This is a genomic window from Lichenicoccus roseus (assembly GCF_005844085.1).
GTDB lineage: Bacteria > Pseudomonadota > Alphaproteobacteria > Acetobacterales > Acetobacteraceae > Lichenicoccus > Lichenicoccus roseus.
The window spans coordinates 657,426-679,068 of record NZ_VCDI01000002.1; the positions used below are offsets into that span (position 1 = coordinate 657,426).

18 protein-coding genes are annotated in these 21,643 nt (G+C 68.9%); 12 read left to right on the forward strand and 6 right to left on the reverse strand.

From position 1 onward, the window contains the following. Positions 1-89: 89 nt before the first annotated feature. The 3 genes from FE263_RS08355 to FE263_RS08365 are packed head-to-tail and all read left to right on the forward strand — an operon-like array spanning position 90 to position 4,956. A complete protein-coding gene (locus FE263_RS08355) occupies positions 90-2,654 on the forward strand; it encodes an ATP-binding protein (protein ID WP_171034003.1) in 2,565 nt (854 codons plus the stop codon). Then, the gene (locus FE263_RS08360) at positions 2,651-4,006 is read left to right on the forward strand and encodes a sensor histidine kinase (protein WP_138325476.1); all 1,356 of its coding nucleotides are present in this window, start codon (positions 2,651-2,653) and stop codon (positions 4,004-4,006) included. Before FE263_RS08355 ends, FE263_RS08360 begins: the two co-directional genes overlap by 4 nt. 2 nt (positions 4,007-4,008) lie before the next feature. Further along, positions 4,009-4,956 (forward strand): NUDIX hydrolase, encoded by a 948-nt coding sequence (locus FE263_RS08365; RefSeq protein ID WP_138325477.1) that lies wholly within the window; start codon positions 4,009-4,011, stop codon positions 4,954-4,956. A 3-nt stretch (positions 4,957-4,959) separates the two neighbouring features. Here the strand turns inward: FE263_RS08365 and FE263_RS08370 are convergent, their stop codons facing one another. Genes FE263_RS08370 through FE263_RS08395 form a run of 6 tightly spaced genes read right to left on the reverse strand, consistent with a single transcriptional unit; the run spans position 4,960 to position 11,143 of the window. Then, entirely contained in the window at positions 4,960-5,991 is a 1,032-nt protein-coding gene (locus FE263_RS08370; protein ID WP_138325478.1) for a hypothetical protein, read from the reverse strand. Positions 5,992-6,020: 29 nt separating this feature from the next. Then, positions 6,021-6,794, reverse strand: coding sequence for an SDR family NAD(P)-dependent oxidoreductase (locus FE263_RS08375; RefSeq protein ID WP_138325479.1), 774 nt, complete (start codon positions 6,792-6,794; stop codon positions 6,021-6,023). Between the two features lie 18 nt (positions 6,795-6,812). Next, positions 6,813-7,637 carry a carbohydrate ABC transporter permease gene (locus FE263_RS08380; RefSeq protein ID WP_138325480.1) on the reverse strand — a complete coding sequence of 275 codons (825 nt, stop codon included), beginning with the start codon at positions 7,635-7,637 and terminating at the stop codon, positions 6,813-6,815. Next, the gene (locus FE263_RS08385; RefSeq protein WP_240759219.1) at positions 7,634-8,569 is read right to left on the reverse strand and encodes a carbohydrate ABC transporter permease; all 936 of its coding nucleotides are present in this window, start codon (positions 8,567-8,569) and stop codon (positions 7,634-7,636) included. The genes FE263_RS08380 and FE263_RS08385 overlap by 4 nt, the downstream gene beginning before the upstream one ends. Positions 8,570-8,576: 7 nt before the next feature. Next, the gene (locus tag FE263_RS08390; RefSeq protein ID WP_138325481.1) at positions 8,577-9,890 is read right to left on the reverse strand and encodes an ABC transporter substrate-binding protein; all 1,314 of its coding nucleotides are present in this window, start codon (positions 9,888-9,890) and stop codon (positions 8,577-8,579) included. Between the two features lie 50 nt (positions 9,891-9,940). Beyond that, the gene (locus FE263_RS08395) at positions 9,941-11,143 is read right to left on the reverse strand and encodes an ADP-dependent glucokinase/phosphofructokinase (RefSeq protein ID WP_138325482.1); all 1,203 of its coding nucleotides are present in this window, start codon (positions 11,141-11,143) and stop codon (positions 9,941-9,943) included. Positions 11,144-11,301: 158 nt separating this feature from the next. On the opposite strand from FE263_RS08395, the gene FE263_RS08400 reads away from it, so the two are divergent. The 9 genes from FE263_RS08400 to FE263_RS08440 all read left to right on the forward strand — a co-directional run bounded on the left by FE263_RS08400 (position 11,302) and on the right by FE263_RS08440 (position 21,603). Further along, complete coding sequence (locus FE263_RS08400) at positions 11,302-12,117, forward strand: DeoR/GlpR family DNA-binding transcription regulator (protein ID WP_171034004.1); 816 nt, start codon at positions 11,302-11,304, stop codon at positions 12,115-12,117. Between the two features lie 14 nt (positions 12,118-12,131). Next, the gene (locus FE263_RS08405) at positions 12,132-13,055 is read left to right on the forward strand and encodes a dihydrodipicolinate synthase family protein (protein ID WP_138325484.1); all 924 of its coding nucleotides are present in this window, start codon (positions 12,132-12,134) and stop codon (positions 13,053-13,055) included. Continuing rightward, entirely contained in the window at positions 13,055-14,467 is a 1,413-nt protein-coding gene (locus FE263_RS08410) for an FAD-binding oxidoreductase (RefSeq protein ID WP_138325485.1), read from the forward strand. Before FE263_RS08405 ends, FE263_RS08410 begins: the two co-directional genes overlap by 1 nt. 129 nt (positions 14,468-14,596) lie before the next feature. Beyond that, entirely contained in the window at positions 14,597-15,550 is a 954-nt protein-coding gene (locus FE263_RS08415) for a sugar-binding protein (protein ID WP_138325486.1), read from the forward strand. Between the two features lie 22 nt (positions 15,551-15,572). Next, on the forward strand, positions 15,573-17,099 hold the full coding sequence (locus FE263_RS08420; RefSeq protein ID WP_138325487.1) for a sugar ABC transporter ATP-binding protein: 1,527 nt from the start codon (positions 15,573-15,575) through the stop codon (positions 17,097-17,099). 19 nt (positions 17,100-17,118) lie between these two features. After that, positions 17,119-18,135 carry an ABC transporter permease gene (locus FE263_RS08425; protein ID WP_138325488.1) on the forward strand — a complete coding sequence of 339 codons (1,017 nt, stop codon included), beginning with the start codon at positions 17,119-17,121 and terminating at the stop codon, positions 18,133-18,135. Positions 18,136-18,229: 94 nt separating this feature from the next. Then, on the forward strand, positions 18,230-19,783 hold the full coding sequence (zwf, locus tag FE263_RS08430) for a glucose-6-phosphate dehydrogenase (RefSeq protein ID WP_138325489.1): 1,554 nt from the start codon (positions 18,230-18,232) through the stop codon (positions 19,781-19,783). Between the two features lie 200 nt (positions 19,784-19,983). Beyond that, positions 19,984-20,835, forward strand: coding sequence for an ABC transporter permease (locus FE263_RS08435; protein ID WP_138325490.1), 852 nt, complete (start codon positions 19,984-19,986; stop codon positions 20,833-20,835). 27 nt (positions 20,836-20,862) lie between these two features. After that, complete coding sequence (locus FE263_RS08440) at positions 20,863-21,603, forward strand: ABC transporter ATP-binding protein (RefSeq protein ID WP_240759221.1); 741 nt, start codon at positions 20,863-20,865, stop codon at positions 21,601-21,603. Positions 21,604-21,643: the final 40 nt, after the last annotated feature.

Below are 21,643 nucleotides of genomic sequence, written 5' to 3' on the forward strand. Positions count from 1 at the left end.
TCGGGAGCGCGTGCAGGCGGCACTGGCTCTCGCGATATGAACGCCTGTGGCTTAGAGTGTAGCCGCCGAGGTTGCGAGAAAGGAATGCCTTGCCGGATCTGCCGATCACCGCCTGCGACGTCGAGCCGATCCACATCCCGGGCTTGATCCAGCCGCACGGCGTCCTGCTGGCGCTGCGCAGAGCTGGGGGCGAGATCGCCGTCGTCGCGGCGAGCGCCAATGCCGGATGCGATAATGCGACCGACCCGGCAGCCTATCTCGACGCCGGCTCGCGGGCCCGGCTGGAGCGGGCGCTGACCACCGCGACGGGTGCAGCCGACCTGCCGCTCGGCACGCTGCACGACCGCGCCGGCCAGCCGTGGGACGCGACGCTCCGCCTGCAGGCGACCGGTTCGCCGGGGACCCTCTGTCCGGACGATCGCGATCTCGCGTTGCTGGAGCTCGAGCCGGCGGGGCCGACCGCCGCCGCGCCGCGCCTGCTGCTCGAGCGCCTCAACCAGGGCCTCGTCGAGATCCAGCTTCAGACCGACATCGTCGCTGCCTGCCGGGCGGCGGTGGCGTCGCTCGCCGCGGTCAGCGGCTTCGACCGGGTGATGGCATACCGTTTCCAGCAGGACCTCAGCGGCGATGTCGTTGCCGAGTCGCGGCGGGTCGATGGGCCGCCGCCAGATCCGGCGCAGCCGAATTCCTACCTTGGCCTGCGCTTTCCGGCGAGCGACATCCCGGCGCAGGCGCGGGCGCTCTACCACAGCGCCGCGGTCAGGCTGATCCCCGATGCCCGCGTCGAGCCGGCACCGCTGCTGCGGCTGGACGGCAGCGACCGGGCGATCGACCTGTCGCGTGCGGTGCTGCGCGGCGTTGCCCCGGTACATCTCACCTATCTCGCCAACATGGGCGTGCGCGCCTCGATGTCGATCGCGATACGCGGCAACGCCGGCCTGTGGGGCCTGTTCGCCTGCCACCACCTGCGCGGCACGCTCCAGGTCGGGCCGGAGGCGCGGCTGGCCGCCGAGATCCTGGCGCGCGCGCTGTCCTGGCGCATCGCCGAGCTCCAGGCGGCGATGGTCGCCGGACGCCTGCACAGCCTCGCGATCGCGAGCGTGCCGATGCTCGAGGACTTCTCGCTGGCACGCCGGGAGCGTCCTCCGATGGACCGCTGGCCGATCCCGGAACCGGACCTTGCTCCGCGCAGGCTGCCTGCCTCGGAAGGGCTGCACGAGCTGCTGTCGGCGTGCGACGCCGATGGCCTGGTCGTGTGGCCCCGCGTCGCCGGGGTGGAGCCACTGCAGGCCGGTACGGCGCCGGGGGCGGGGTGCATCGAGCGTCTCTGCTCGTGGCTTGATGACGAGGCGAAGGCTGCCTCCGAGACACGGCCGGGGGCGCCCGAATGGCTGCTCTCGACGCATGCGTTGCCGGAGCTGCTGCCACCCGATCTCGCCGGGATGCTGTATGCCGGCAAGCGATCGGAGGATCCCCGGCACGACGCCTCGTTTGGCCTGCTGGCGGTCCGGCTGCCGGGCGATGGCTGGCTGCTGCTGCTGCGCCGCGAACTGCGGCGCTCGGTGCAATGGGCTGGCAATCCGGAGAAACAGGCTGCACGACTGGATGTCGCTGCGTCAGGCGACAACGCGACGAACTGCGTCGACGGACGCGCCGCTTCGGGTGGCCTGCTGCAGCTGTCGCCGCGAGCCTCGTTCGAGGCCTGGACACAGGAGGTCGCCGGCCAGTCGGCGCACTGGTCGGATGCCGATCGCAGGGTGGCGCTGGCGTTGCGCGATGCGATCGGCGCCGTGCTGCTGGCCCGCAGCACCGAGATCGCGCGTGGCAACGAGGAGCTGCGCCGCCGAAGCGACGAGACCCGCTTCTTCGCGGACGCGGCCGCACACGACCTGCGCGAGCCGCTCTGGCAGATCCAGGTGCTGAGCGAACTGGTCGGCGAGGGCCTGGAGGACATGGCGTTGGACCAGCCGCCGGCCACGGCGATCATGGCGGAGCTGCGCCAGATGACGCAGTCGGTGGTGGCCTCGGCGAAACGCATGCATGGCATGATCGAGGAGCTGTCGAGGCTGGCTATCGCCGGCCACCAGGCCGACCGCACGGAAATGGTTTCGCTGCGCGAGGTTGCGATGGAGGCACTGGAGGACATCCGCCAGGGCCAGGCGCTGCCCCAGCCATTGCCGCTTCCTCAAGTCCAATCGTCCGACAGGGAGAACACGCCTTCGATGCCCGCCGATAGCAGCATCAGCCTGGCGGGCCTGGGCGGGGTCAGCCTGTGCGCCGATCGCGGGCAGGTGCGGCGGGTGTTCCAGAACCTGTTCTCCAACGCAGTAAAGTATCGCGATCCGGAGCGCCCGCTGTGCGTCGTCGCCGAAGCGCTGCCGGCCGTCCACGGGATGGTCCGGGTGCAGGTGACGGACAACGGCTTGGGCTTCGATCCGGCACACGCGACGCACCTGTTCGAGCCGTTCCGTCGTTTTCCCAACCGGGCCGCGGCGGCCACCCCGGGGCTCGGCCTCGGGCTTGCGATCTGCCAGCGGATCGTGGTCGCGCACGGCGGCAGCATCGAGGCCAGGTCGCCGGAGGGTGGCGGGGCCAGCTTCTGCTTCACCCTGGCCGAGCCGGATCCCGCGACGCCGGCGGGGACAGCGTCTTGAACGCGATCCCTGGCGCCGAATCGCCGCGCTCCCCGGCCTTGCGGCTGCTGCTGATCGACGACAGCGCCGACGTGTTCGTGACCCTGCGCGCCATGCTGTCGCCGTCGCGCCGGCCGGGCCGCCTGCGCGACTACAAGGTCGAGCATGTCACCCGGGTGGCCGAGGGGCTGGCGGTGATGCGCGAGGGGCGGCACGACTGCTATCTGGTCGACCATCATGTCGGCGCCGAAAGCGGGCTGGAGCTGGTGCGTTCGGTGCGCGAGGAAGGCATCATGGCGCCGATCGTCATGCTGACCGGCTCGCACATGATCGACACCCGCGCCGCCGAGGCGGGCGCCAACGACTTCCTGATCAAGGGTGGCTTCGACGTCGCCACCTTCGAGCGCACCGTCCGCTACGCGATCGGCAATGCCGACAGCGTGCGCCGGCTGGCCGACATGAACGCCACCCTGGAGGCGCAGGTCGAAGAGCGCACCAGGCAATACGTCGAGACCAACCGGCGCCTGCTGGAGCAGATCGCGGCGCGCGAGCAGGCGGAAAGCGCTTTGTTGCGCAACGAGCGGCTCGGCGCGCTCGGCCGCATGACCGGCAGCGTGGCGCACGATTTCAACAACATCCTGACCGCCCTGTTCGGCAGCCTGGAGATGCTGCGGACGCGGCTGCATGCGCAGTGGGGCGACAACCCGGAGCCGCGCCTGTCGCGGCCGTTGGAGAACGCCATCGAGGCATCGCGGCTTGGCGAGCGCATGGTCGAGGGACTGCTGGCCTTCGCGCGACAGCAGCCGGTGGCGCCGACGGTGCTGGATGTCGACACGGTGATCCGCGACACCGAGCAGCTGCTGCGGCTGACGCTCGGCTCCTGCGTCAGCCTCAGGCTGGCGCTGGCGGGCGATCCCGCGCCGATCAGGGTTGATCGCGACCAGCTCGAACGCGCCCTGCTGAACCTTGGCTCGAATGCGCGCGATGCGATGGAGGGGCGTCCCGGCGCGGAGGTCACCGTCACCACTGCCGCGGCGCGACGGCCGGCGGGCGGCAGCCGCACGCATTCCGGCTGGGTGCGCATCACGGTCGCCGACAACGGCCCGGGCATGAGCCGGGAGGCGCTCGACCATGCCTTCGAGCCGTTCTTCTCCACCAAGGCGCCCGGCCATGGCACCGGGCTTGGCCTGGCGCAGGTCTACGGCTTCGCGCAGCAGAGCGGCGGTGTGGCCAGCATCGACAGCGTCAGCGGCGAGGGCGCCACCGGGGTGAGCGTCGTATTGACCCTCCCGCTGGCCTCTGGACCGGATCCGGCGTCCGATCCCAGTGCAAGCCCGGGGGCAGGATCGCCGCCCGGCGAGCCGACCGCCTGAAGATGGCGCCGGATCAGGCCGGCGATCCGCAGGCTTCGCTGCATGCCGAACTCATCGCCGTGCTGGTGGCGGTGCATGACGGCGCCCCCATGGTGCTGACGCTCGGCGAGGGTGCCGCGCTGCCGTCCGGGCCCCTGGAGCCGGCGCATCGTTCGCTGCAGTCCGGCCTGCGCGCCTGGGTGGAGCACCAGACCCATCATCCGCTCGGCTATGTCGAACAGCTCTACACCTTCGGCGACCGCGACCGGGCGGAAGGGCCGATGCGTGCGATCTCGATCAGCTACCTGGCGCTGACGCGGATCGAGATCGGCTATCCGGGCTGGGGCGATGCCGGCTGGCGCGGCTGGTACGGCTACTTCCCCTGGGAGGACCAGCGCAGCGAGGCCGGCGCCCAGGCTGCCCGGCTGCTGGGCACGCGCGTGCTGGACTGGGCGGAAGCCTCGGGCCCCGACCTGCGCGAGACGCGCCGGCAGCGTGCGGCGATCGGGTTCGGGCTGCAGGGCCGCGCCTGGGACGAGGAACTGGTGCTGCAGCGCTACGAGCTGCTGTACGAGGCCGGACTGGTCGAGGAGGCGACGGCGTCGCGCAACGGGCCGCCGCCGCCGCCGCAGCAGACGGGACGCCCGATGCTGCGCGACCACCGGCGCATCCTGGCCACCGCGATCGCCAGGCTGCGCGCGCGCATCAAGTATCGCCCGGTGGTGTTCGAGCTGATGCCGCCGACCTTCACCTTGCTGCAACTGCAGCTCGCGTTCGAGGCGCTGGCCGGACGGCGCCTGCACAAGCAGAACTTCCGGCGGCTGATCGAGCAGCAGAACCTGGTCGAGGAGACCGGAGCGCTGTGCGACCGCTCGGTCGGGCGTCCCGCGAAGCTGTTCCGCTTCCGCCGCGAGGTGCTGCAGGCGCGCCACGTGGCGGGCAGCAAGCTGCCGGTGACGCGCCCGAGCTGATGCCTATGTCTTGGCGTGCTGCAGCGGCGGCTCGGTCACGGCAAGATCGTCCTGCAGCGATCGTGTCGGGGTGATCCCGGCTTCCTGTAGCGCGCCATGGTAGGCGCGTACTGCCTCGGCGGGTGCCACCTCCTGGTCGACCACGCGGCGCATCAGGGCGATCAGCGCCAACGGGTCGTCGGCGAGGTTGATCTTGCGGCCGAACAGCGCCAGGCGTGCGCCGAAGCGTTCCGCCTGGTGCACCAGCTCGAAGGTATCTCGCGTGGTGCCGCCACCACCGCCCAGCACGCCGACAACGATCGAAGGATCGAAGGTCGCGAGCTCCTCCAGCGCCGCCGCACCGTTGAACGGCATCTTCAGGAACAGCGGGCGGTCGGCCTTCATCACGCCGGCCAGGCAACGCACGATGTGGTCGTTGAGCAGGCAGCCGATGGCGTCGCGATCGAGCCCGGTATCGGTGTTCGGGTTGAACACCTCGAGGAAGTGGCGGAAACCGATCTGGCTCGCCTCGGCACGGAACGCCTTGTAGGCCTCCAGCGAGGCGAGGTCGGCGGCAAGATCGTTGTTGATCGTCATCGAATACAGGCCGAGGTCGGTGCCTGTGACCGGGGCCTCGGGGGTCGCGATCGCCGTGCCGTGCATGATGCGCGGCAGCACTGCGGAACTGTGCGGGATCGACTTGTGGGTGACATAGTTGCCGTGGCGCAGGCCACCCCAGACGTCGGTGGTCTCGTTCGCGCGTATCGCGGTCTGCACGTCGCTGCTCGCGAAGGTGCCTTCCTCCATCAGCAGCTCGAGGTTCGACGCCGACACCAGCATGATGTCGACGATGTCCTGCGCGACGACGGCCTTGATGCTGTCGAGAAATTCGCGCCGGGTACGCCAGCCGTCGTGGCTGCCATCCGACCGGCGGCGCGGGCCGCCCATGCGTATGCCGGTGCCCATGTCGGCATCCTTGGCATCGGCGATCATGAAGTCGGCACGGGTGTACTGTCCCGCCCGGATACGGCGCAGCTTCTGGTCCATGCGTGTCATTGCGGTCTTCCTGTTGCTGTGGAGGGGTGTCACCAGACGCAGTAGCCGGCGTCGGCCACGATGACGGAGCCGGTCAGCAGGCTGGATGCGTCCGAGGCGAGGAACAAAGCCACCGAGGCGATCTCCTCGGCGGTGCCGGCGCGGCGCATCGGGGTCGCCTCGAGCCAGACCGGGCCGAGGCCCTCGGTGCGCAGGCCGCCGCCGGACATCGTGGTGTCGATGTAGCCGGGAGCGATGGAGTTGACGCGCACGCCGCGCGCGGCCCATTCGCCGGCGAGCGACCTGCTGAGATGATGCACGCCGGCCTTGGCGGCGTTGTAGTGCGCCTGCCGCTGCGGACGGTTCGAGATCAGGCCCGACATCGAGCCGGTGGTGATGATGCTGCCGCGTCCGCGCGCCAGCATGTACGCGCCGAACGAGCGGCAGCACCAGAACACGCCGTTCAGGTTCACATCGATCATGCGGCGCCAGACCTCGTCGGTCATGTCCTCGCCGCCGGTGTCCGGCCAGGCGATGCCGGCATTGGCGAACAGGATGTCGATGCCGCCGAACCCGGTGTCGGCCTCGTCGGCGGCGCGCTTCACGTCGTCCGCGCGGGTGACGTCGAGCACCACGGCGTGCGCGTCGCGGCCGGCCGCGCGCAGGGTGGCAAGCCCCTCGGCAAGCAGCGTCTCGGAATGGTCGGAAATCACCACGCGCGCGCCGGCCTCGCTGAAGGCATGCGCGGCGGCGAGCCCGATGCCGCGGCCGGCGCCGGTGATGAAGGCGGTGCGGCCGTGCAGACGGTATTTATCGAGATACATGCATGTCTCCTGCTGCGATCATTTGACGGCGCCGAAGGTGAGGCCACGCACCAGCTGCCGCTGCGTCATCCAGCCGAGCGCCAGGATCGGTGCGATCGCCAGCAGCGAGGCTGCCGACAGCCTGGCCCAGAACAGGCCCTCCGGACTGGAGAACGAGGCGATGAAGGCGGTGAGCGGTGCGGCGTCCGACGAGGTGAGGTTGATCGACCAGAAGGTCTCGTTCCAGCTCAGGATGATGGTGAGCAGGGCGGTCGCGGCGATACCGGGGGCGGCGAGCGGCAGCAGCAGCCAGAGCATCTGCTGCAGGAAACCGGCGCCATCCATGCGCGCCGCCTCCAGGATCTCGTGCGGAACGTCGCGGAAGAACGAGTACAGCATCCACACCGCGATCGGCAGGTTCGCGAGCGTGTAGATCCCGACCAGGCCGATGCGGGTGTCCAGCAGCCCGGCATCGCGGAAGATCAGGTACACCGGGACCAGCACGCCGACCGAGGGCATCATCTTGGTCGACAGCATCCAGAGCAGCAGGTCCTTGGTGCGGTGCGTCGGGTAGTAGGCCATCGCGTACGCCGCCGGGATGCCGAGCAGCAACGCGGCCGCGGTCGAGCCGAAGCTCACGATCACGCTGTTGGTGGCGAAGTGCAGGTAGTCGCCGCCATCGATCATGTTCGCGAGGTTCTCGAAGGTCGGCCGGAAGAACAGCAGCGGCGTCGAGGAGATCGCCTGCGCCTCGGTCTTCACCGAGGTGATCGCCATCCAGAAGATCGGAAAGAAGGTGATGCCGCCGACGATCCAGCCGAGGACCGACAGCGAGAGGCGGGTGGCGGCGGGGGCGCGTCTCATTTCAGGCCCCGGGGGCCCATGCTGGTCGCGACGCTTCGCACCAGGAAGAAGGCGACGATGTTGGCGAGCACCACGGCCACGATGCCGCCGGCCGAGGCGCCGCCGACGTCGTATCGCAGCAGCGCGGTCTTGTAGACCAGGTATGGCAGGTTGGTGGTGGCGCTGCCGGGACCGCCGCTGGTGGTGACCAGGATCTCGGCGAACACCGACAGCAGGAAGATGGTCTCGATCATCACCACGATGCTGATCGGACGCGCGAGGTGCGGCAGCGTGATGTAGCGGAAGCGGGCGACCGGGCCGGCGCCGTCCATGTGCGCCGCTTCCATCTGGTCCTGGTCGAGCGACTGCAGGGCGGTGAGCAGGATCAGGGTGGCGAACGGGATCCACTGCCAGGCCACGATGATGCCGATGGCGAGCAGCGGCACGTTCGAGAACCAGTCGACCGGGGTGAGATGGACCAGGTGCGCGAGCCAGGCGAACAGGCCGGTCACCGGGTTCAGCAGCAGGTTCTTCCAGATCAGCGCGCTGACCGTCGGCATGACGAAGAACGGCGCGATGCAGAGCAGGCGCAATATGCCGCGGCCGAACAGCGGCTGGTCGAGCAGCACGGCGGTCAGCGTGCCGAGCGCGATGCTGGCCGCCAGCACGCCGCCGACCAGCAGGACGGTGTTCCAGATCGACCGCCACAGGTCGTGGCCGCCCAGCAGGTAGCTGTAGTTGTCGAAGCCGGCGAAGCCGCCCGCCGGACGCAGCAGGTTGTAGCGCTGGAACGAGAACCACAGGGTGAGCGCCAGCGGCACGACCATCCAGACCAGCAGCACCGACACCGCCGGCGTGAGCAGCAGCCGCGCCTGCCGCGCCGTGCGTGCCTGCGCCTGCCGGCGCGTGCCCCGGCCGGCGCCCGGAGCGTGCGCCATCGTCACGGCGTTCATCGGGGTGTCACCGCAGGTAGCCGCCCTGTGTCATCGCCCGGGTGGTGTCGTCCTGCGCCTGCTTGAGCGCGTCGTCGACGCTCATCTGCCCGGAGACGGCGGCTGCGACCTGCTGTCCGATATCGGTGCCGATATCCTGCCATTCCGGGATGCCGACATAGCTGATGCCGGTGTAGGGCACCGGCTGCGTGACCGGATGGTTGGGGTCGGCGGACTGCATCGCGGCGAGCACGGCCGGTGCGTACGGCGCGGCCTTCAGGTAGTCCGGGTTGCGGTACGTGGAGCTGCGCGTTCCGGGTGGCACCGCACCCCAGCCATTGGTCCTGGCAACCAGCTCGATATACGCGGGCGACGTTGCCCACAACGCAAACCGCTTGGCGGCCTCCGCCTTGCGCGAGGTCTTGGGCACTGCCAGCGTCCAGGCCCACAGGTAGTGCGAGCCGACCTTGCTGGTCGCATACGGGGCCGCGGCATAGCCGACCTTGCCGGCGACCTTGCTGGTTGCGGGATTATTGAGGAAGCTCGCCGACACCGTGGCATCGACCCACATGCCGCACTTGCCGCTCGCGAACAGCGCCAGCGTCTCGTTGTAGCCGTTCGACACCACGCCGGGCGGTCCGGAATCCTTCAGCAGCTTGACGTAGAAACCGACCGCCTGCTTCCACGGCGCCGAAGTCAGGAGCGGGTGCCAGTCCATGTCGAAATAGCGGCCGCCGAAGCTGTTGGCGATGTCGGCGATGGTGCCCATGTTCTCGCCCCAGCCCGGCTTGCCGCGCAGGCAGATGCCGTAGACGCCGTGCGCAGGGTCGCTGATCTTGCCGGCAAGGTCCGCGATCTGGCTCCAGGTCGGGTTCTCCGGCATGGTCAGGTGCTTCGCCTGCAGCAGGTCGGTGCGGTAGATCGTGAACGAGCTCTCGCCATAGAACGGCACCGCATCGAGCTTGCCGTCGACGGTCAGCGCGTTGCGGATCGACGGCAGCAGGTCATCGACCTTGTAGCTCGCCGGAATGGCGGTGAACGGCGACAGCCAGCCGAGCTTGCCCCAGATCGGAACCTCGTAGATGCCGACGGTGATGAGGTCGAGCTGACCGGAGTGGGTCGCGATATCCGTGGTGACGCGCTGGCGCAGCACGTTCTCCTCGAGCGTCACCCAGTGCAGCCTGATGTCCGGGTTCTGCGCCTCGAACTGCGACGACAGCTTCTCCATCACGATCATGTCGGAATTGTTCACCGTCGCGATGGTGATCGTCGTTGCGGCGTGACCCGCGGTGCCGGTGACGGCGAGGCCGAGCAGGCCGGCGAATATCGATTTTGCTTTCATCTGGACGGTCCCGTTGGTTTGCGTGTTGTTTTTCGTTCTGGCTGCTGTCTTCAGACAGCTTGCCCGAGCACCAGCAGGCACCCGGCCATGAAGGTGTCGCCGAGGCCCAGCGTGGTGGCCGGGCTTGGCAGGAACGGCGCCGACACCGCGATGAAATGCCAGGGTGCCGGCAGCGCCCGCGCTGCGGGAGGCGCCTCGAAGATCGCTTCCGCATGCGCGCCCTGCGGCGTCGCGACGGTTCCGGTTGCTGCCCGGTTGCCGGCCAGCAGGCAGCCGGTCAGCAGGGCGCGACGCTCGCGCTCCGGATCGCCGGTGGTGACCGCGGCGGCCCAGTTGTCGGCATGCACGCAGACGCGCTGCAGACGCAGGCGCAGCGCCAGCGCCGCCATGCCTTCGGCGAGCGGCGCCGGTGCGGGCATCAGGGCTTCGTATTCGGACAGGCTCAGTCCGAGCGAGGTGATCTGTCCGGCAAGGCCATCCAGCACCGCGTCGCGATAGGCGTCGCGGTCGTAGCCGGCCAGCTCGAGATGGATCAGCAGCGGCTCGGGGCGTTGCCAGCCGGCGATCAGGTTTCGCGTCAGCGTCAATGCCGCCTGCATGTCGCCGCCGCCCACGCCGTTGTAGCCGGACAGCACGGCGGCACCCGCCTCGCCGGCGAGCCGTCCGCTGGTGCCTGCGAACTCGGCGTCATCCTCCAGGCCGGGATCGTTGAAGCGCACGATGATGCGCGACGAGCGGCCGAGCACCTGCCCGCCGAGCGGCCGGCCGGCGGTGAATTCGAAGATGTAGATCTTGGGGACATCCGGACTGGTCGGGACAAGCCTGGCGACCTCGACCGGGGTGCCGTCGACCGCGAGGCGGATGCGCGGATCGAGCACCGCCAGCTGTTCCGGACTTCGTGTCGCCAGGGCCAGCAGGGCGGGAGCACCCAGGTGCGTCAGCACGCGCGCGGCATGCGGGCCGGTGCCGCCCAGGGCGTGGCGGAAACGCAGACGCTGGTCGAGCCAGTCCGGACCTCCGGGCCAGTCGACGCGCATCTCGCCGCCACGCCCGGCGACGGCGCGGTCGCGCAGCAGGTCGCCGAACAGGTGTGCCTGCGGATTGCCGCCGCCATGCAGCACCGGCATCGCGTCGTGCAGCGAGATGGTCGCATCGACACAGGCGGACAGGCCGCAGAAGGTCAGCCGGGCGCGGGCCGCCAGGGCGTCGAGATCGAGTGCTGCCTGCCGATACTCATGGCGCCAGTCGAGCATGCATCCTCCCCGGGATCCGCGTGACGTTCTGCGTCATCTTGCTGGATTTTATGCGTATGAATGCGTGTATCTGCGCAATCCTGCATGCTGTCAAGCTGGCGAACCGGACGGGATGATGCTATCCGGACACCGGCCGGACGGTGCGGGAGACAGATCGGGTGGACGACGTGCTGCTCATCGAGGCGGCCCAGGATGAGAGCGGCGCGAACCTGCCGGCGGCCCGACAATCCAAGCTTGTCGAGCTGGTCACCAGAAGGGGCCAGGTCTCGGCCGGGGAGTTGGTCAGCCTGTTCGGGGTTTCGCGCGACACCATCCGGCGCGACCTGACGCTGCTTGAGGAGCGTGGCCTGCTGGTGCGCACGCACGGTGGCGCGGTGCCGCGCGAGCGGCTGGTGACCTCGTCGATCACCACCCTCGACAGCCGCATGAACAAGCATCAGGCCGCAAAGCAGCGCATCGCGCGAGCGGCGACCCGCCTGCTGCGCCCGCGCGAGACGCTGATGCTCAATGGTGGCTCGACCATCGCCTGCTTCGCCGCCGCCCTCGGCGACCTGCGCGACCTCACCATCGTGACCAACAGCGTGCATGTCCCGACCCTGCTGCCGGAGACCGCGGTGCGTGCGGTCTACGTGCTCGGCGGCACCTACATCGCCTCCTCGCAGGTGATGGTGGGGTTCGCCGGCTTCGCCGCGATGCCGCAGATCTCGGTGGATACCGCGGTGATCGGCGTATCCGGCCTGTCCGCCCGGGGCTGCTCGATCAGCAAGCTGGAGGAGGCGACCGCCACCAAGGAGATGATGGCCGCCTGCGAGCGCACCATCCTGCTGGCGGACAGCAGCAAGTTCGACCTCCAGGCGTTCGCGCTGGTGGCGGATTTCGAGCGTGTCGAATATCTGGTGACCGATGCGGGGCCGGAGGGCGAGCTGGCGGCCGCGCTCGAGGAGGCCGGCGTCAAGATCGTAGTGGCCCAGTGATGGAGCAGCGCGTCATGCAGCATCCGATCGCGCCGGACGGCGACCGTATCGCCGGCCACTGGACGGCGGCGGCGACTCCCCTGCAGGCGAGCGGCGCGGTCGACCAGCATCGCCTCGCGGCCCACGCAGCCGGGTTGCTGGAGGTGGGATGCGATGGCGTGCTGCTGTTCGGCACCACCGGGGAGGGCACCTCGTTTTCAGCTGCCGAACGGCTGTCCGCCGTCGAGGCGTTGCTGCACGCCGGGATTCCGGCATCGTCGATAGCCCTCGGCATCGGCATGCCGGCGCTGCCGGACGCGGTCGGGCTGGCCCGTTCGGCCCTGCGGCTCGGCCTCGCCCACATGCTGGCGCTGCCACCCTACTTCTACCGGGACGTGACCGATGCGGGCCTCACCGAGGCGTTCGCGCTGTTGATCGACGGGATCGACGATGCGCGCCTGCGCCTTGCGCTCTACAACATCCCGCAGGTCAGCGGCGTCGCGTTGCCCCCGGCGACGGCGGCCGCGCTGCGGGCGCGCTACGGCGTGCTGGTTGCCGGCGTGAAGGACAGCAGTGGCCGGTTCGACAGCGTGCTGGCCTACCGGGAGGCTGCTCCGGCGCTGGCGATCCTGGTCGGGCACGAGCCGGACATCGCGCGCGCCTTGCGGGCCGGCGCCGCCGGCACGATCTGCGGCCTGTCCAACATCGCGCCCGGTGCGGTGCGCGCGATGTTCGCATCGGGCGGCAATGCAGCGCACCATGCGGAAGCCGACATGACCGCGATCGCCGGCCTGATACGCGGACCGTTCGTACCGGCGCTGAAGGCGATCATGGCGGCGCAGCGTGGCGATGCGGCATGGCGTCGGGTGCGGGCGCCGCTTGTCGCCGCTTCGGAGGCGTACGGCGCCGAAGCATTGCAAAGCCTGCGCCGCCTGGCGCCGGACCAGAGGATCACATGATGCCGGACCATTTCGACCACACCGTTGCCGGAGCCGGGCGAGACGTACTTGCGGCCCTGCAGGCGGCGCTCGGCGACGCGGTGCTCGCGGGCGAGGCGATCCCGACCCGCAACCTGCGTGACTGGAGCTCGATGGATGCGGTCCGGCCACTGGCGGTGGTGCGGCCGGACAGCACCGAGGGCGTGGCGACCGCCATGCGGGTGTGCGCGCGGCATGGCGTGGCGGTGGTGCCGCAGGGCGGCCTGACCGGACTGTGCGGCGGGGCGCTGCCGATCGCGGGCGCCGTCGCGCTTTCGCTGGAACGGCTGACCGGCATCGAGGAGATCGATCCGGCGGCGTCGACCATCACCGTGCGCGCCGGCACCCCGCTGGAGGCGGTGCAGCAGGCGGCGTCCGACGCCGGCTTCCTGATGCCGCTCGACCTCGGTGCGCGTGGCTCGTGCGCGATCGGCGGCAACATCTCGACCAATGCCGGCGGCAACCGGGTGCTGCGCTACGGCATGGCCCGCGAGATGGTGCTCGGCCTGGAGGTGGTGCTGCCGGACGGCACCATCATGACCAGCCTCAACAAGATGCTGAAGAACAATGCCGGCTACGACCTGCGCCAGCTGTTCATCGGCAGCGAGGGCACGCTGGGCATCGTAACCCGCGCGGTGCTGCGGCTGTTTCCGCAACCCGCCAGCGTCTCGGCTGCGCTTTGCGGTGTGGCGAGCTACGCTGGGGTGCTGGCCCTGCTGGATGCCGCGCGGCGCGAACTCGGCGCCCAGCTTTCCGCCTTCGAGGTGATGTGGCCGGACTACTGGCGCGTGGTCACCGGCATGAACGGCGTGCGCAATCCGCTTGCCGGCGAGCATGCGTTCACTGTTCTGGTGGAGACCCATGGCAGCGATGCCGCGATCGATCCCGGCCGGTTCCAGGACTGGCTGGAGCGCCAGGCCGAGGCCGGTACGGTGGTGGACGCGGCGGTGGCGCAGTCGATCGCCGACGTGCAGGCGTTCTGGCGCACGCGCGACGCCGCCGGCGAGTTCGTGCAGGTCCTCGGCGTGCACGAGAGCTTCGATATCGGGCTGCCGGTCGGCGCCATCGACGACTTCACCGCCGCCTGCCGCGACGCTCTGCAGGCGCGGCTGCCCGGTGTGATCGCCTTGTTCTACGGCCATGTCGCCGACGGCAACCTGCACATCGTGAGCAACCTGCCGGGTGCCGCGACGCAGCCGAAGCAGGCGATCCAGGAGACGGTCTACGGGACGGTGCAGCAGTTCGGCGGCACGGTTTCGGCCGAGCACGGCATCGGTCTGAGCAAGAAGCGCTGGCTGCCGTATACCCGCAACCCCGTCGAACTCGACCTGATGCGCACCATCAAGCGAGCGCTGGATCCGGCCGGCCTGTTGAATCCCGGCAAGGTTTTCTGAGGAGGCCACGAAGACTCGAAGACGCACTGGGCAAGTCCGCGCAAGCCATACTAAGCTGAAAGGGAGCGCTACCAAGAGCGCCAGGTTCGACCTGAACTTATGAAGAACAAACGTGCTCCCGGAGGAAACATGCATAGACTGATCCAGGCCACCCTAGTCGGAGCGGTCAGCCTCGCCTTATTTGGCGCGCCGGCGGTTGCCCAGCAGAAGAAGTCGCTGGCCCTGGTCACCAACGTTTCCGCCGACTTCTGGACCGTCGCCCGCGCCGGCGTCATGAAAGCCCAGGGCGAGCATCCCGATTTCGCCATGCAGGTGATCGTCACCGGCCAGGCCACCGCCGCCGAGCAGCGTCGCGAGCTCGACGACCTGCTTGCCTCCGGCGTCGCCGGCATCTCGATCTCGGCCATCGACCCGAAGAACTCGACGGAGGAGTTCAACAAGGTCGCGAGCCACGCGGCCCTGTTCACCACCGACAGCGACGCGCCGAATTCAAATCGCCTGGTCTATATCGGTACCGACAACAAGGCGGCCGGGTTGCAGGCCGCCGGCGAGATCCGCAAGGCGCTGCCGAACGGCGGCAAGCTGATGGCCTTCGTCGGCACCATGGACGCCGACAACGCCCGCGAGCGTGTCGAGGGCATCCGGGAGGGGCTGAAGGGCAGCAACGTCACGATCGTCGACATCCGCACCGATGGCGGCGACTTCGCCAAGGCCAAGGCGAACGTGCAGGATGCGCTGGCCAAGGGCGGTCTTGACCTGCTCGTCGGCCTCTACAACTACAACACGCCGCAGATCTATTCCGCCGTAAAGGACGCCGGCATGTCCGGCAAGATCAAGGTGGTGGGTTTCGACGAGGATGCCCAGACGCTGCGCGGCGTGGCCGACGGCACCATCCAGTCGACCATCGTGCAGCAGCCGTTCCAGTTCGGCTACCAGTCGATGACCGACCTGGTGAAATACATCAACGGCGACAAGTCGTTCATTCCGGCCAACCACCTGATCATCATTCCGACGCGCGTCATCCAGAAGGACAACGTGCACGAGTTCCAGCAGAGCATGCGTCGCATGCTGGCCGCCAAATAGACCAGGCGGGGATCCCCGGCCGGTGGCCGCCGACACGCTGCTGTCCCTGGCCGGGATCAGCAAGTCCTACGCCGGCGTGCGAGCGCTGGTCGATGTCAGCCTCGGCGTCGAGGCCGGCACCGTGCTCGGCCTGATCGGCGAGAACGGCGCCGGCAAGTCGACGCTGATGAAGATCCTCGGCGGCGTGGTGCAGCCGGATGCCGGCAGCATCGTGATCGACGGTGTCCCGCACGGTGCCATGACGGTGGCGAGCGCCGCGCGCGCCGGGATCGCGTTCGTGCACCAGGAACTCACCGTGCTCGACAACCTCGATGTCGCGGCCAACATCTTCCTCGGTCGCGAGGCGGTGGCGGGCGGGCCGCTGCGTCTGGTCCGCAACCGCGCCATGCATGACCTCGCGCGCCCGCTGCTGCAGCGGCTGGGCGCCGATTTCGGCCCCGAGACCAGTGTCTCGAAGCTGCTCATCGCCCAGCGCCAGCTCGTCGAGATCGCCCGTGCGCTTTCGGTGGACGCGCGCGTCATCATCATGGACGAGCCCACCTCCAGCCTCACCCTGCAGGAGACCGAACGCCTGCTGCAGGTGATCGCCGACCTGCGCGCGTCGGGCGTCGCGGTGATCTACATCAGCCACCGGCTGCACGAGGTGAAGGCCTGCGCCGACCGCGTCGTCTGCCTGCGCGACGGCCGCGTCGCGGGGGGCCTGAAACGCGACGAGATCGAGCACAACGCCATGATCCGGCTGATGATCGGCCGCGACCTGCGTTCGCTCTACACGCCGCCGCTTGCATCGCCCGGCGGCGAGATCTGCGTCGTCGACCGGGTTGTGACCAGTGCCTTTCCCGACCGCCACCTCTCGTTCACGCTGCGACGCGGCGAGATCCTGGGGATGGCGGGCCTCGTCGGGTCCGGCCGCACCTCCCTGGCCCGCGCCCTGTTCGGGGTGGATCCGATCCTGTCGGGCGAGGTGCGGCTGGCCGGGCAGGCCGTCACCATGCGCTCGCCGAGGCAGGCGATCGAGCAGGGCATCTACCTGGTGCCGGAGGACCGCAAGGGCGAGGGCCTCGTCCTCGACATGAAGCTGTCGGAGAACATCTCGCTTGCCAGCATGCAGCGGCATGCGCGTCTCAACCTGATCGATCGCGCCTCGGAGACCGCCACCGCGCGCGAGCAGCAGGCGTCGCTCAGGATCAAGACCCCGGGCGTCGCGGTCCATGCCGCCACCCTGTCCGGCGGCAACCAGCAGAAGGTGGTGCTCGCCAAGTGGCTGTCGATGGCGCCGCGCCTGATCATCTTCGACGAGCCGACGCGCGGCATCGATGTCGGCGCCAAGGGCGAGATCTACACGCTGATGCGCGCGCTTGCCGATGACGGGGTCGGGGTCATCATGATCTCGAGCGACATGGAGGAGGTCATCGGGGTCTCGGACCGTGTCGCGGTGATGCACGAGGGGCGGATCAGCGGCGTGCTGGACCGGCCCGATTTCTCCGAACTCAACGTGCTGCGCCTGGCCATCGGCCAACCCGCCGAGCATCTGGAGACCGTCTCATGAGCAGCAAGGACCGGGGCTGATGGCGCGTAAGGACTGGGGGCTGCTGCTGCTGCTGCTCGTCGTCGGCGGCGTCACCGCCATACTCAATCCGCGTTTCCTGTCGGCGGTCAACCTGCTCGACATGGCCAACCTGATCGGCCTGTTCGGGATCTTCTCGATCGGCGTCGGCATGGTGATCATCACCGGCGGCATCGACCTGTCGGTGGGTTCGATCTTCGCGTTGCTCGGGGTGGTGTTCATCGACCTGCTGGTCAATCGCGGCGTGCCGTGGCCGCTGGCGATCCTGGCCGTCGTCGCCGGCGGCGTCGTGCTCGGCGGGCTGCAGGGCCTGCTGGTGACCAAGGCGAAGCTGCAGCCGTTCGTCGTCACCTTGTGCGGCCTGCTGATCTACCGGGGTGCGGCGCGCTACTACACCACCGACGCGACCATGGGCTTCGGCTATTCCGACGATTTCGACTGGCTCGGATGGCTCGCCTCGGGCCGCAGCTGGGGCATCCCGCACCCGTTCATCCTGCTCATCATCGTCGCCGTCGTCATGGGCGTGCTGCTGCACCGCTCGGTGTTCGGGCGCTACCTGTTCGCCATCGGGCGCAACGAGGAGGCTGCGCGCTTCTCCGGCATACGCACCGACGCGGTGGTCATCGGCGCCTACGTCATCAGCGGGGGGCTGGCGGGTGTCGCCACGATCTGCCTGGTCTTCTACACCAATTCCGTGTCGCCCTCCTCGTTCGGCAACTTCTACGAGCTGTATGCCATCGCCGCCGCCGTACTGGGCGGCTGCAGCCTGCGTGGCGGCGAGGGCTCGGTCATCGGCATCGTGCTCGGCACCGCCCTGCTGCAGGTCCTGCAGAACCTGGTGAACATCCTCGGCATCCCGAGCTCGCTGAACTTCGCCGTGATGGGCACCGTCATCCTGCTCGGCGTGCTGGCCGACCAGCCCATCGTGCGACGCGCGATCCCATCGTTCCGCACCCTGCGGCCGGGCCGCGGCACCGCGAAGCCGGTTCCGGGGTCGGTGGCGCCAGACCGATCCTGAGGGTCCAGCCAGGAAACCGTCCGCCGTCACCGCGTTCACCACTCGGTGAGCCGGTTTGCCAGACCCGGCCAGGTACGGAACAGGAGCAGCACGCATGGAAAAGATCGCCGAGGTCTCGTCACCCGCGCAGGCGGACCACAAGATCCCGCCTGCCGCCGCCAAGCCGGCGCCGCCCTGCACCCTGATCATCTTCGGGGCCCATGGCGACCTGACCAAGCGGCTGCTGATGCCGGCGCTCTACAACCTGACCTCCGCGCACCTGCTGGACGACCAATTCACCGTCATCGGCGTGGACCGCGTCGACAGCAACGACGACGAGTGGCGCAAGTCGCTGGCCGATACCATGCAGGAGTTCACCAAGGATCCGGATGCCGAATTCTACACGCCCGAGATCAACCAGGACTGGTGGGGCTGGCTGAACCAGAGGCTGCACTACCACAAGGCCGACTTCACCGACGTAAGCCAGCTGCAGGGTCTCGCCGAGCACGTCAACAAGACCGGCAATGCGGTGTTCTATCTCGCGGTGGCGTCGCGCTTCTTTGCGACCGTCGTCGAGAATATCGGCAAGGCCGGCCTGACCAAGCAGGAGAACGACCATTTCCGCCGGGTGGTGATCGAGAAGCCGTTCGGCTCCGATCTCGACAGCAGCAAGGCGCTGAACGCCTCGATCCTCAAGGTGCTGGACGAGAGCCAGATCTACCGGATCGACCATTTCCTCGGCAAGGAGACGGTGCAGAACATTCTTGCCATGCGCTTCGGCAACAGCGTGTTCGAACCGCTCTGGCGCCGTGAGCATATCGACCACGTGCAGATCACCGCTGCCGAGACGGTCGGCGTGGAGGGTCGCGGGGCGTTCTACGAACCGACCGGTGCGCTGCGCGACATGATCCCGAACCACCTGTTCCAGCTGTTCGCGATGATCGCGATGGAGCCGCCGAACTCGTTCAGCGCCGAGACGGTGCGAACCGCAAAGGAGCAGCTGTTCGAGGCGGTGCGTCCGGTCACGCCCGAGGATTCGGTGCGTGGCCAGTACGGCGGCGGCACGGTGCAGGGCAAGCAGGTCACCGCCTACCGCGAGAGCGCCGGTGTCGCGCACGACAGCAACACCGAGACCTATGTCGCGCTGAAGCTGCATGTCGACAACTGGCGCTGGGCGGACGTGCCGTTCTACATGCGCACCGGCAAGTGCCTGACCGGTCGTCGCACCGAGATCGTGGTGCATTTCAGGCATGCGCCGTTCGGCATGTTCCACGATACCCCGATGGACAAGCTGCCGCAGAACACGCTCACCCTGAACATCCAGCCGGCGCAGGGCGTGACCTGGAACATCGCCGCCAAGATCCCGGGGCCGAAGATGGAGCTGTCCGGCGTCGAGATGAAGTTCCGCTACGAGGACGCCTTCAAGCTGACGCCGAATGTCGGCTACGAGACGCTTCTGTATGATTGCCTGACTGGCGACGCGACCCTGTTCCAGCGCGCCGACAACATCGACGCCGCCTGGAAGGTGGTGGATCCGGCGCTGAAGGCCTGGGCCGCCGACAAGAGCGGCCCGGAGATCTATCAGGCGGGCAGCGCCGGACCGAAGGGCGCCGAGGCGCTGCTTGGCCGGGATGGCCGGCAGTGGGCGCCACTGAACCAGCCGGAGTAGGCTTAAACTACACTTCAGGATCGGGTTTCTCCTGGGTCGTCCGGTCATTTGTACGGCTGGGCGTCGTGCTGTCCTTGACATCCAGCCGGGAGTGATGATCTCTGGCGGGCAATCGACGCGGCATGCCGTCGTCGGCAAGCCTTGCCACGCACCAGATGCGTGGAACATCACTGCCAGACGAATGCCACGGGAACCTCGGCATGCTCGACACCACCCTCCAGCCGGTTGCCGACCAGAGCGCGTCCCAGCGGCGTCCGGTGCGGCCAGCACGCTCGACCACCGGGCAGGCGGCTCGCCGTCCGGGGCCGTGGCGCCGCCTGGCGTCGCCGGTCGTGGTGCTGGCGCTCTGGCAGGCTGCATGCTCGGCCGGGCTGATCTCGCCGCAGACCCTGGCCTCGCCCTGGCAGATCCTGCAGACCGCGATCAGCCTCACCCGCGACGGCACCCTGCCGCACAACCTGCTGGTCTCGCTCGGCCGTGCGCTCAGCGGCCTGGCCATCGGCACCGTCGCGGGTGTCGCGCTGGCACTGGTCGCCGGCCTGTCCCGGCTCGGCGAGGATGCGGTCGACGCGCTGATGCAGATGGGCCGCACCCTGCCGGTGCTGGCGATGGTGCCGCTGTTCATCCTGTGGTTCGGCATCGGCGAGACACCGAAGATCGCGCTGGTCTCGCTCGGGGTGCTGTTCCCGATCTACCTCAACCTGTTCAAGGGCGTGCGCAACGTCGACCCCAAGCTGCTCGAGATGGCGCGCACGCTTGGCCTGTCGCGGGCGCAGACCATCCTGCAGGTGATCCTGCCGGGCGCGTTGCCCGACCTGCTGCTCGGCCTGCGTTTCGCGGTCGGCATCTCCTGGCTGATGCTGGTGGTCGCCGAGCAGATCAACGCCAACAGCGGCATCGGCCACATGATGATGGATGCGGAGGACTTCCTGCGCACCGACATCATCCTGGTCGGGCTGTTCGTCTACGCCGCCCTTGGGCTTATTTCCGACCAGATCGTGCGCAGCATCGAGGCCCGCGTGCTGGCCTGGCGTCCTTCCAATGTGCGCTGAGCCCACCCTGTCGCGAGGAAACACGCCATGAACATGATGCATCGCCCGGAGCCGGTGATCCGACCCGAGCCGGTCATACGCATCGAGGGACTGACGCGTCGCTTCGGCGGTCCCGCTGTGCTCGATGCGCTGGATCTCAGCGTCGGGCGTGGCGAGTTCGTGGCCCTGCTCGGACGCAGCGGCTCGGGCAAGACCACGCTGCTGCGCACCCTGGCCGGCCTTGACGACGTGACCGAGGGCCGCGTGCAGGTTCCGGGCGATGTCGCCGTGGTGTTCCAGGAGAGCCGGCTGCTGCCCTGGAAGCGGGTCTGGCAGAATGTCGGGCTCGGTCTCGGCGCGCGTGACGCCAAGGACCGCGCGATCGCGGCCCTCGGCGAGGTCGGGCTCGATCATCGTGTCGATGCCTGGCCGCTGACGCTCTCCGGCGGCGAGGCGCAGCGGGCCGGCATCGCGCGCGCCCTGGTGCGCGAGCCGCAGTTCCTGATGCTGGACGAGCCGTTCGCCTCGCTCGATGCGCTGACCCGCCTGAAGATGCAGGCCATGGTCGGCGAGCTCTGGCAGCGTCATCGCTGCGCGGTGCTCCTGGTCACCCACGATGTGGACGAGGCGCTGCTGCTGGCCGACCGGGCCGTGGTACTCGAGCACGGACGCATCCGCACCGAGGTCGATATCGACCTGCCGCGCCCGCGACGGCACGCCGACGCCGAGTTCAACCGCCTGCGCGGCGTGCTGCTCGATGCCCTGGGGGTCGAGCAGGCGTCGCACTGACGGGGCCATCCGCACGGCCCCTTCGCGCAACGCCGCGGCG

Bases quoted from the DNA above. Each gene is read 5' to 3' on its own strand.
- FE263_RS08405 (WP_138325484.1), top strand. From the start codon at position 12,132: ATGCAGCATCCGATCGCGCCGGACGGCGACCGTATCGCCGGCCACTGG.
- FE263_RS08385 (WP_240759219.1), bottom strand. From the start codon at position 8,569: ATGAACGCCGTGACGATGGCGCACGCTCCGGGCGCCGGCCGGGGCACG.
- FE263_RS08435 (WP_138325490.1), top strand. From the start codon at position 19,984: ATGCTCGACACCACCCTCCAGCCGGTTGCCGACCAGAGCGCGTCCCAG.
- FE263_RS08380 (WP_138325480.1), bottom strand. From the start codon at position 7,637: ATGAGACGCGCCCCCGCCGCCACCCGCCTCTCGCTGTCGGTCCTCGGC.
- FE263_RS08425 (WP_138325488.1), top strand. From the start codon at position 17,119: ATGGCGCGTAAGGACTGGGGGCTGCTGCTGCTGCTGCTCGTCGTCGGC.
- FE263_RS08375 (WP_138325479.1), bottom strand. From the start codon at position 6,794: ATGTATCTCGATAAATACCGTCTGCACGGCCGCACCGCCTTCATCACC.
- FE263_RS08370 (WP_138325478.1), bottom strand. From the start codon at position 5,991: ATGACACGCATGGACCAGAAGCTGCGCCGTATCCGGGCGGGACAGTAC.
- zwf (WP_138325489.1), top strand. From the start codon at position 18,230: ATGGAAAAGATCGCCGAGGTCTCGTCACCCGCGCAGGCGGACCACAAG.
- FE263_RS08365 (WP_138325477.1), top strand. From the start codon at position 4,009: ATGGCGCCGGATCAGGCCGGCGATCCGCAGGCTTCGCTGCATGCCGAA.
- FE263_RS08395 (WP_138325482.1), bottom strand. From the start codon at position 11,143: ATGCTCGACTGGCGCCATGAGTATCGGCAGGCAGCACTCGATCTCGAC.
- FE263_RS08390 (WP_138325481.1), bottom strand. From the start codon at position 9,890: ATGAAAGCAAAATCGATATTCGCCGGCCTGCTCGGCCTCGCCGTCACC.
- FE263_RS08410 (WP_138325485.1), top strand. From the start codon at position 13,055: ATGCCGGACCATTTCGACCACACCGTTGCCGGAGCCGGGCGAGACGTA.
- FE263_RS08415 (WP_138325486.1), top strand. From the start codon at position 14,597: ATGCATAGACTGATCCAGGCCACCCTAGTCGGAGCGGTCAGCCTCGCC.
- FE263_RS08440 (WP_240759221.1), top strand. From the start codon at position 20,863: ATGAACATGATGCATCGCCCGGAGCCGGTGATCCGACCCGAGCCGGTC.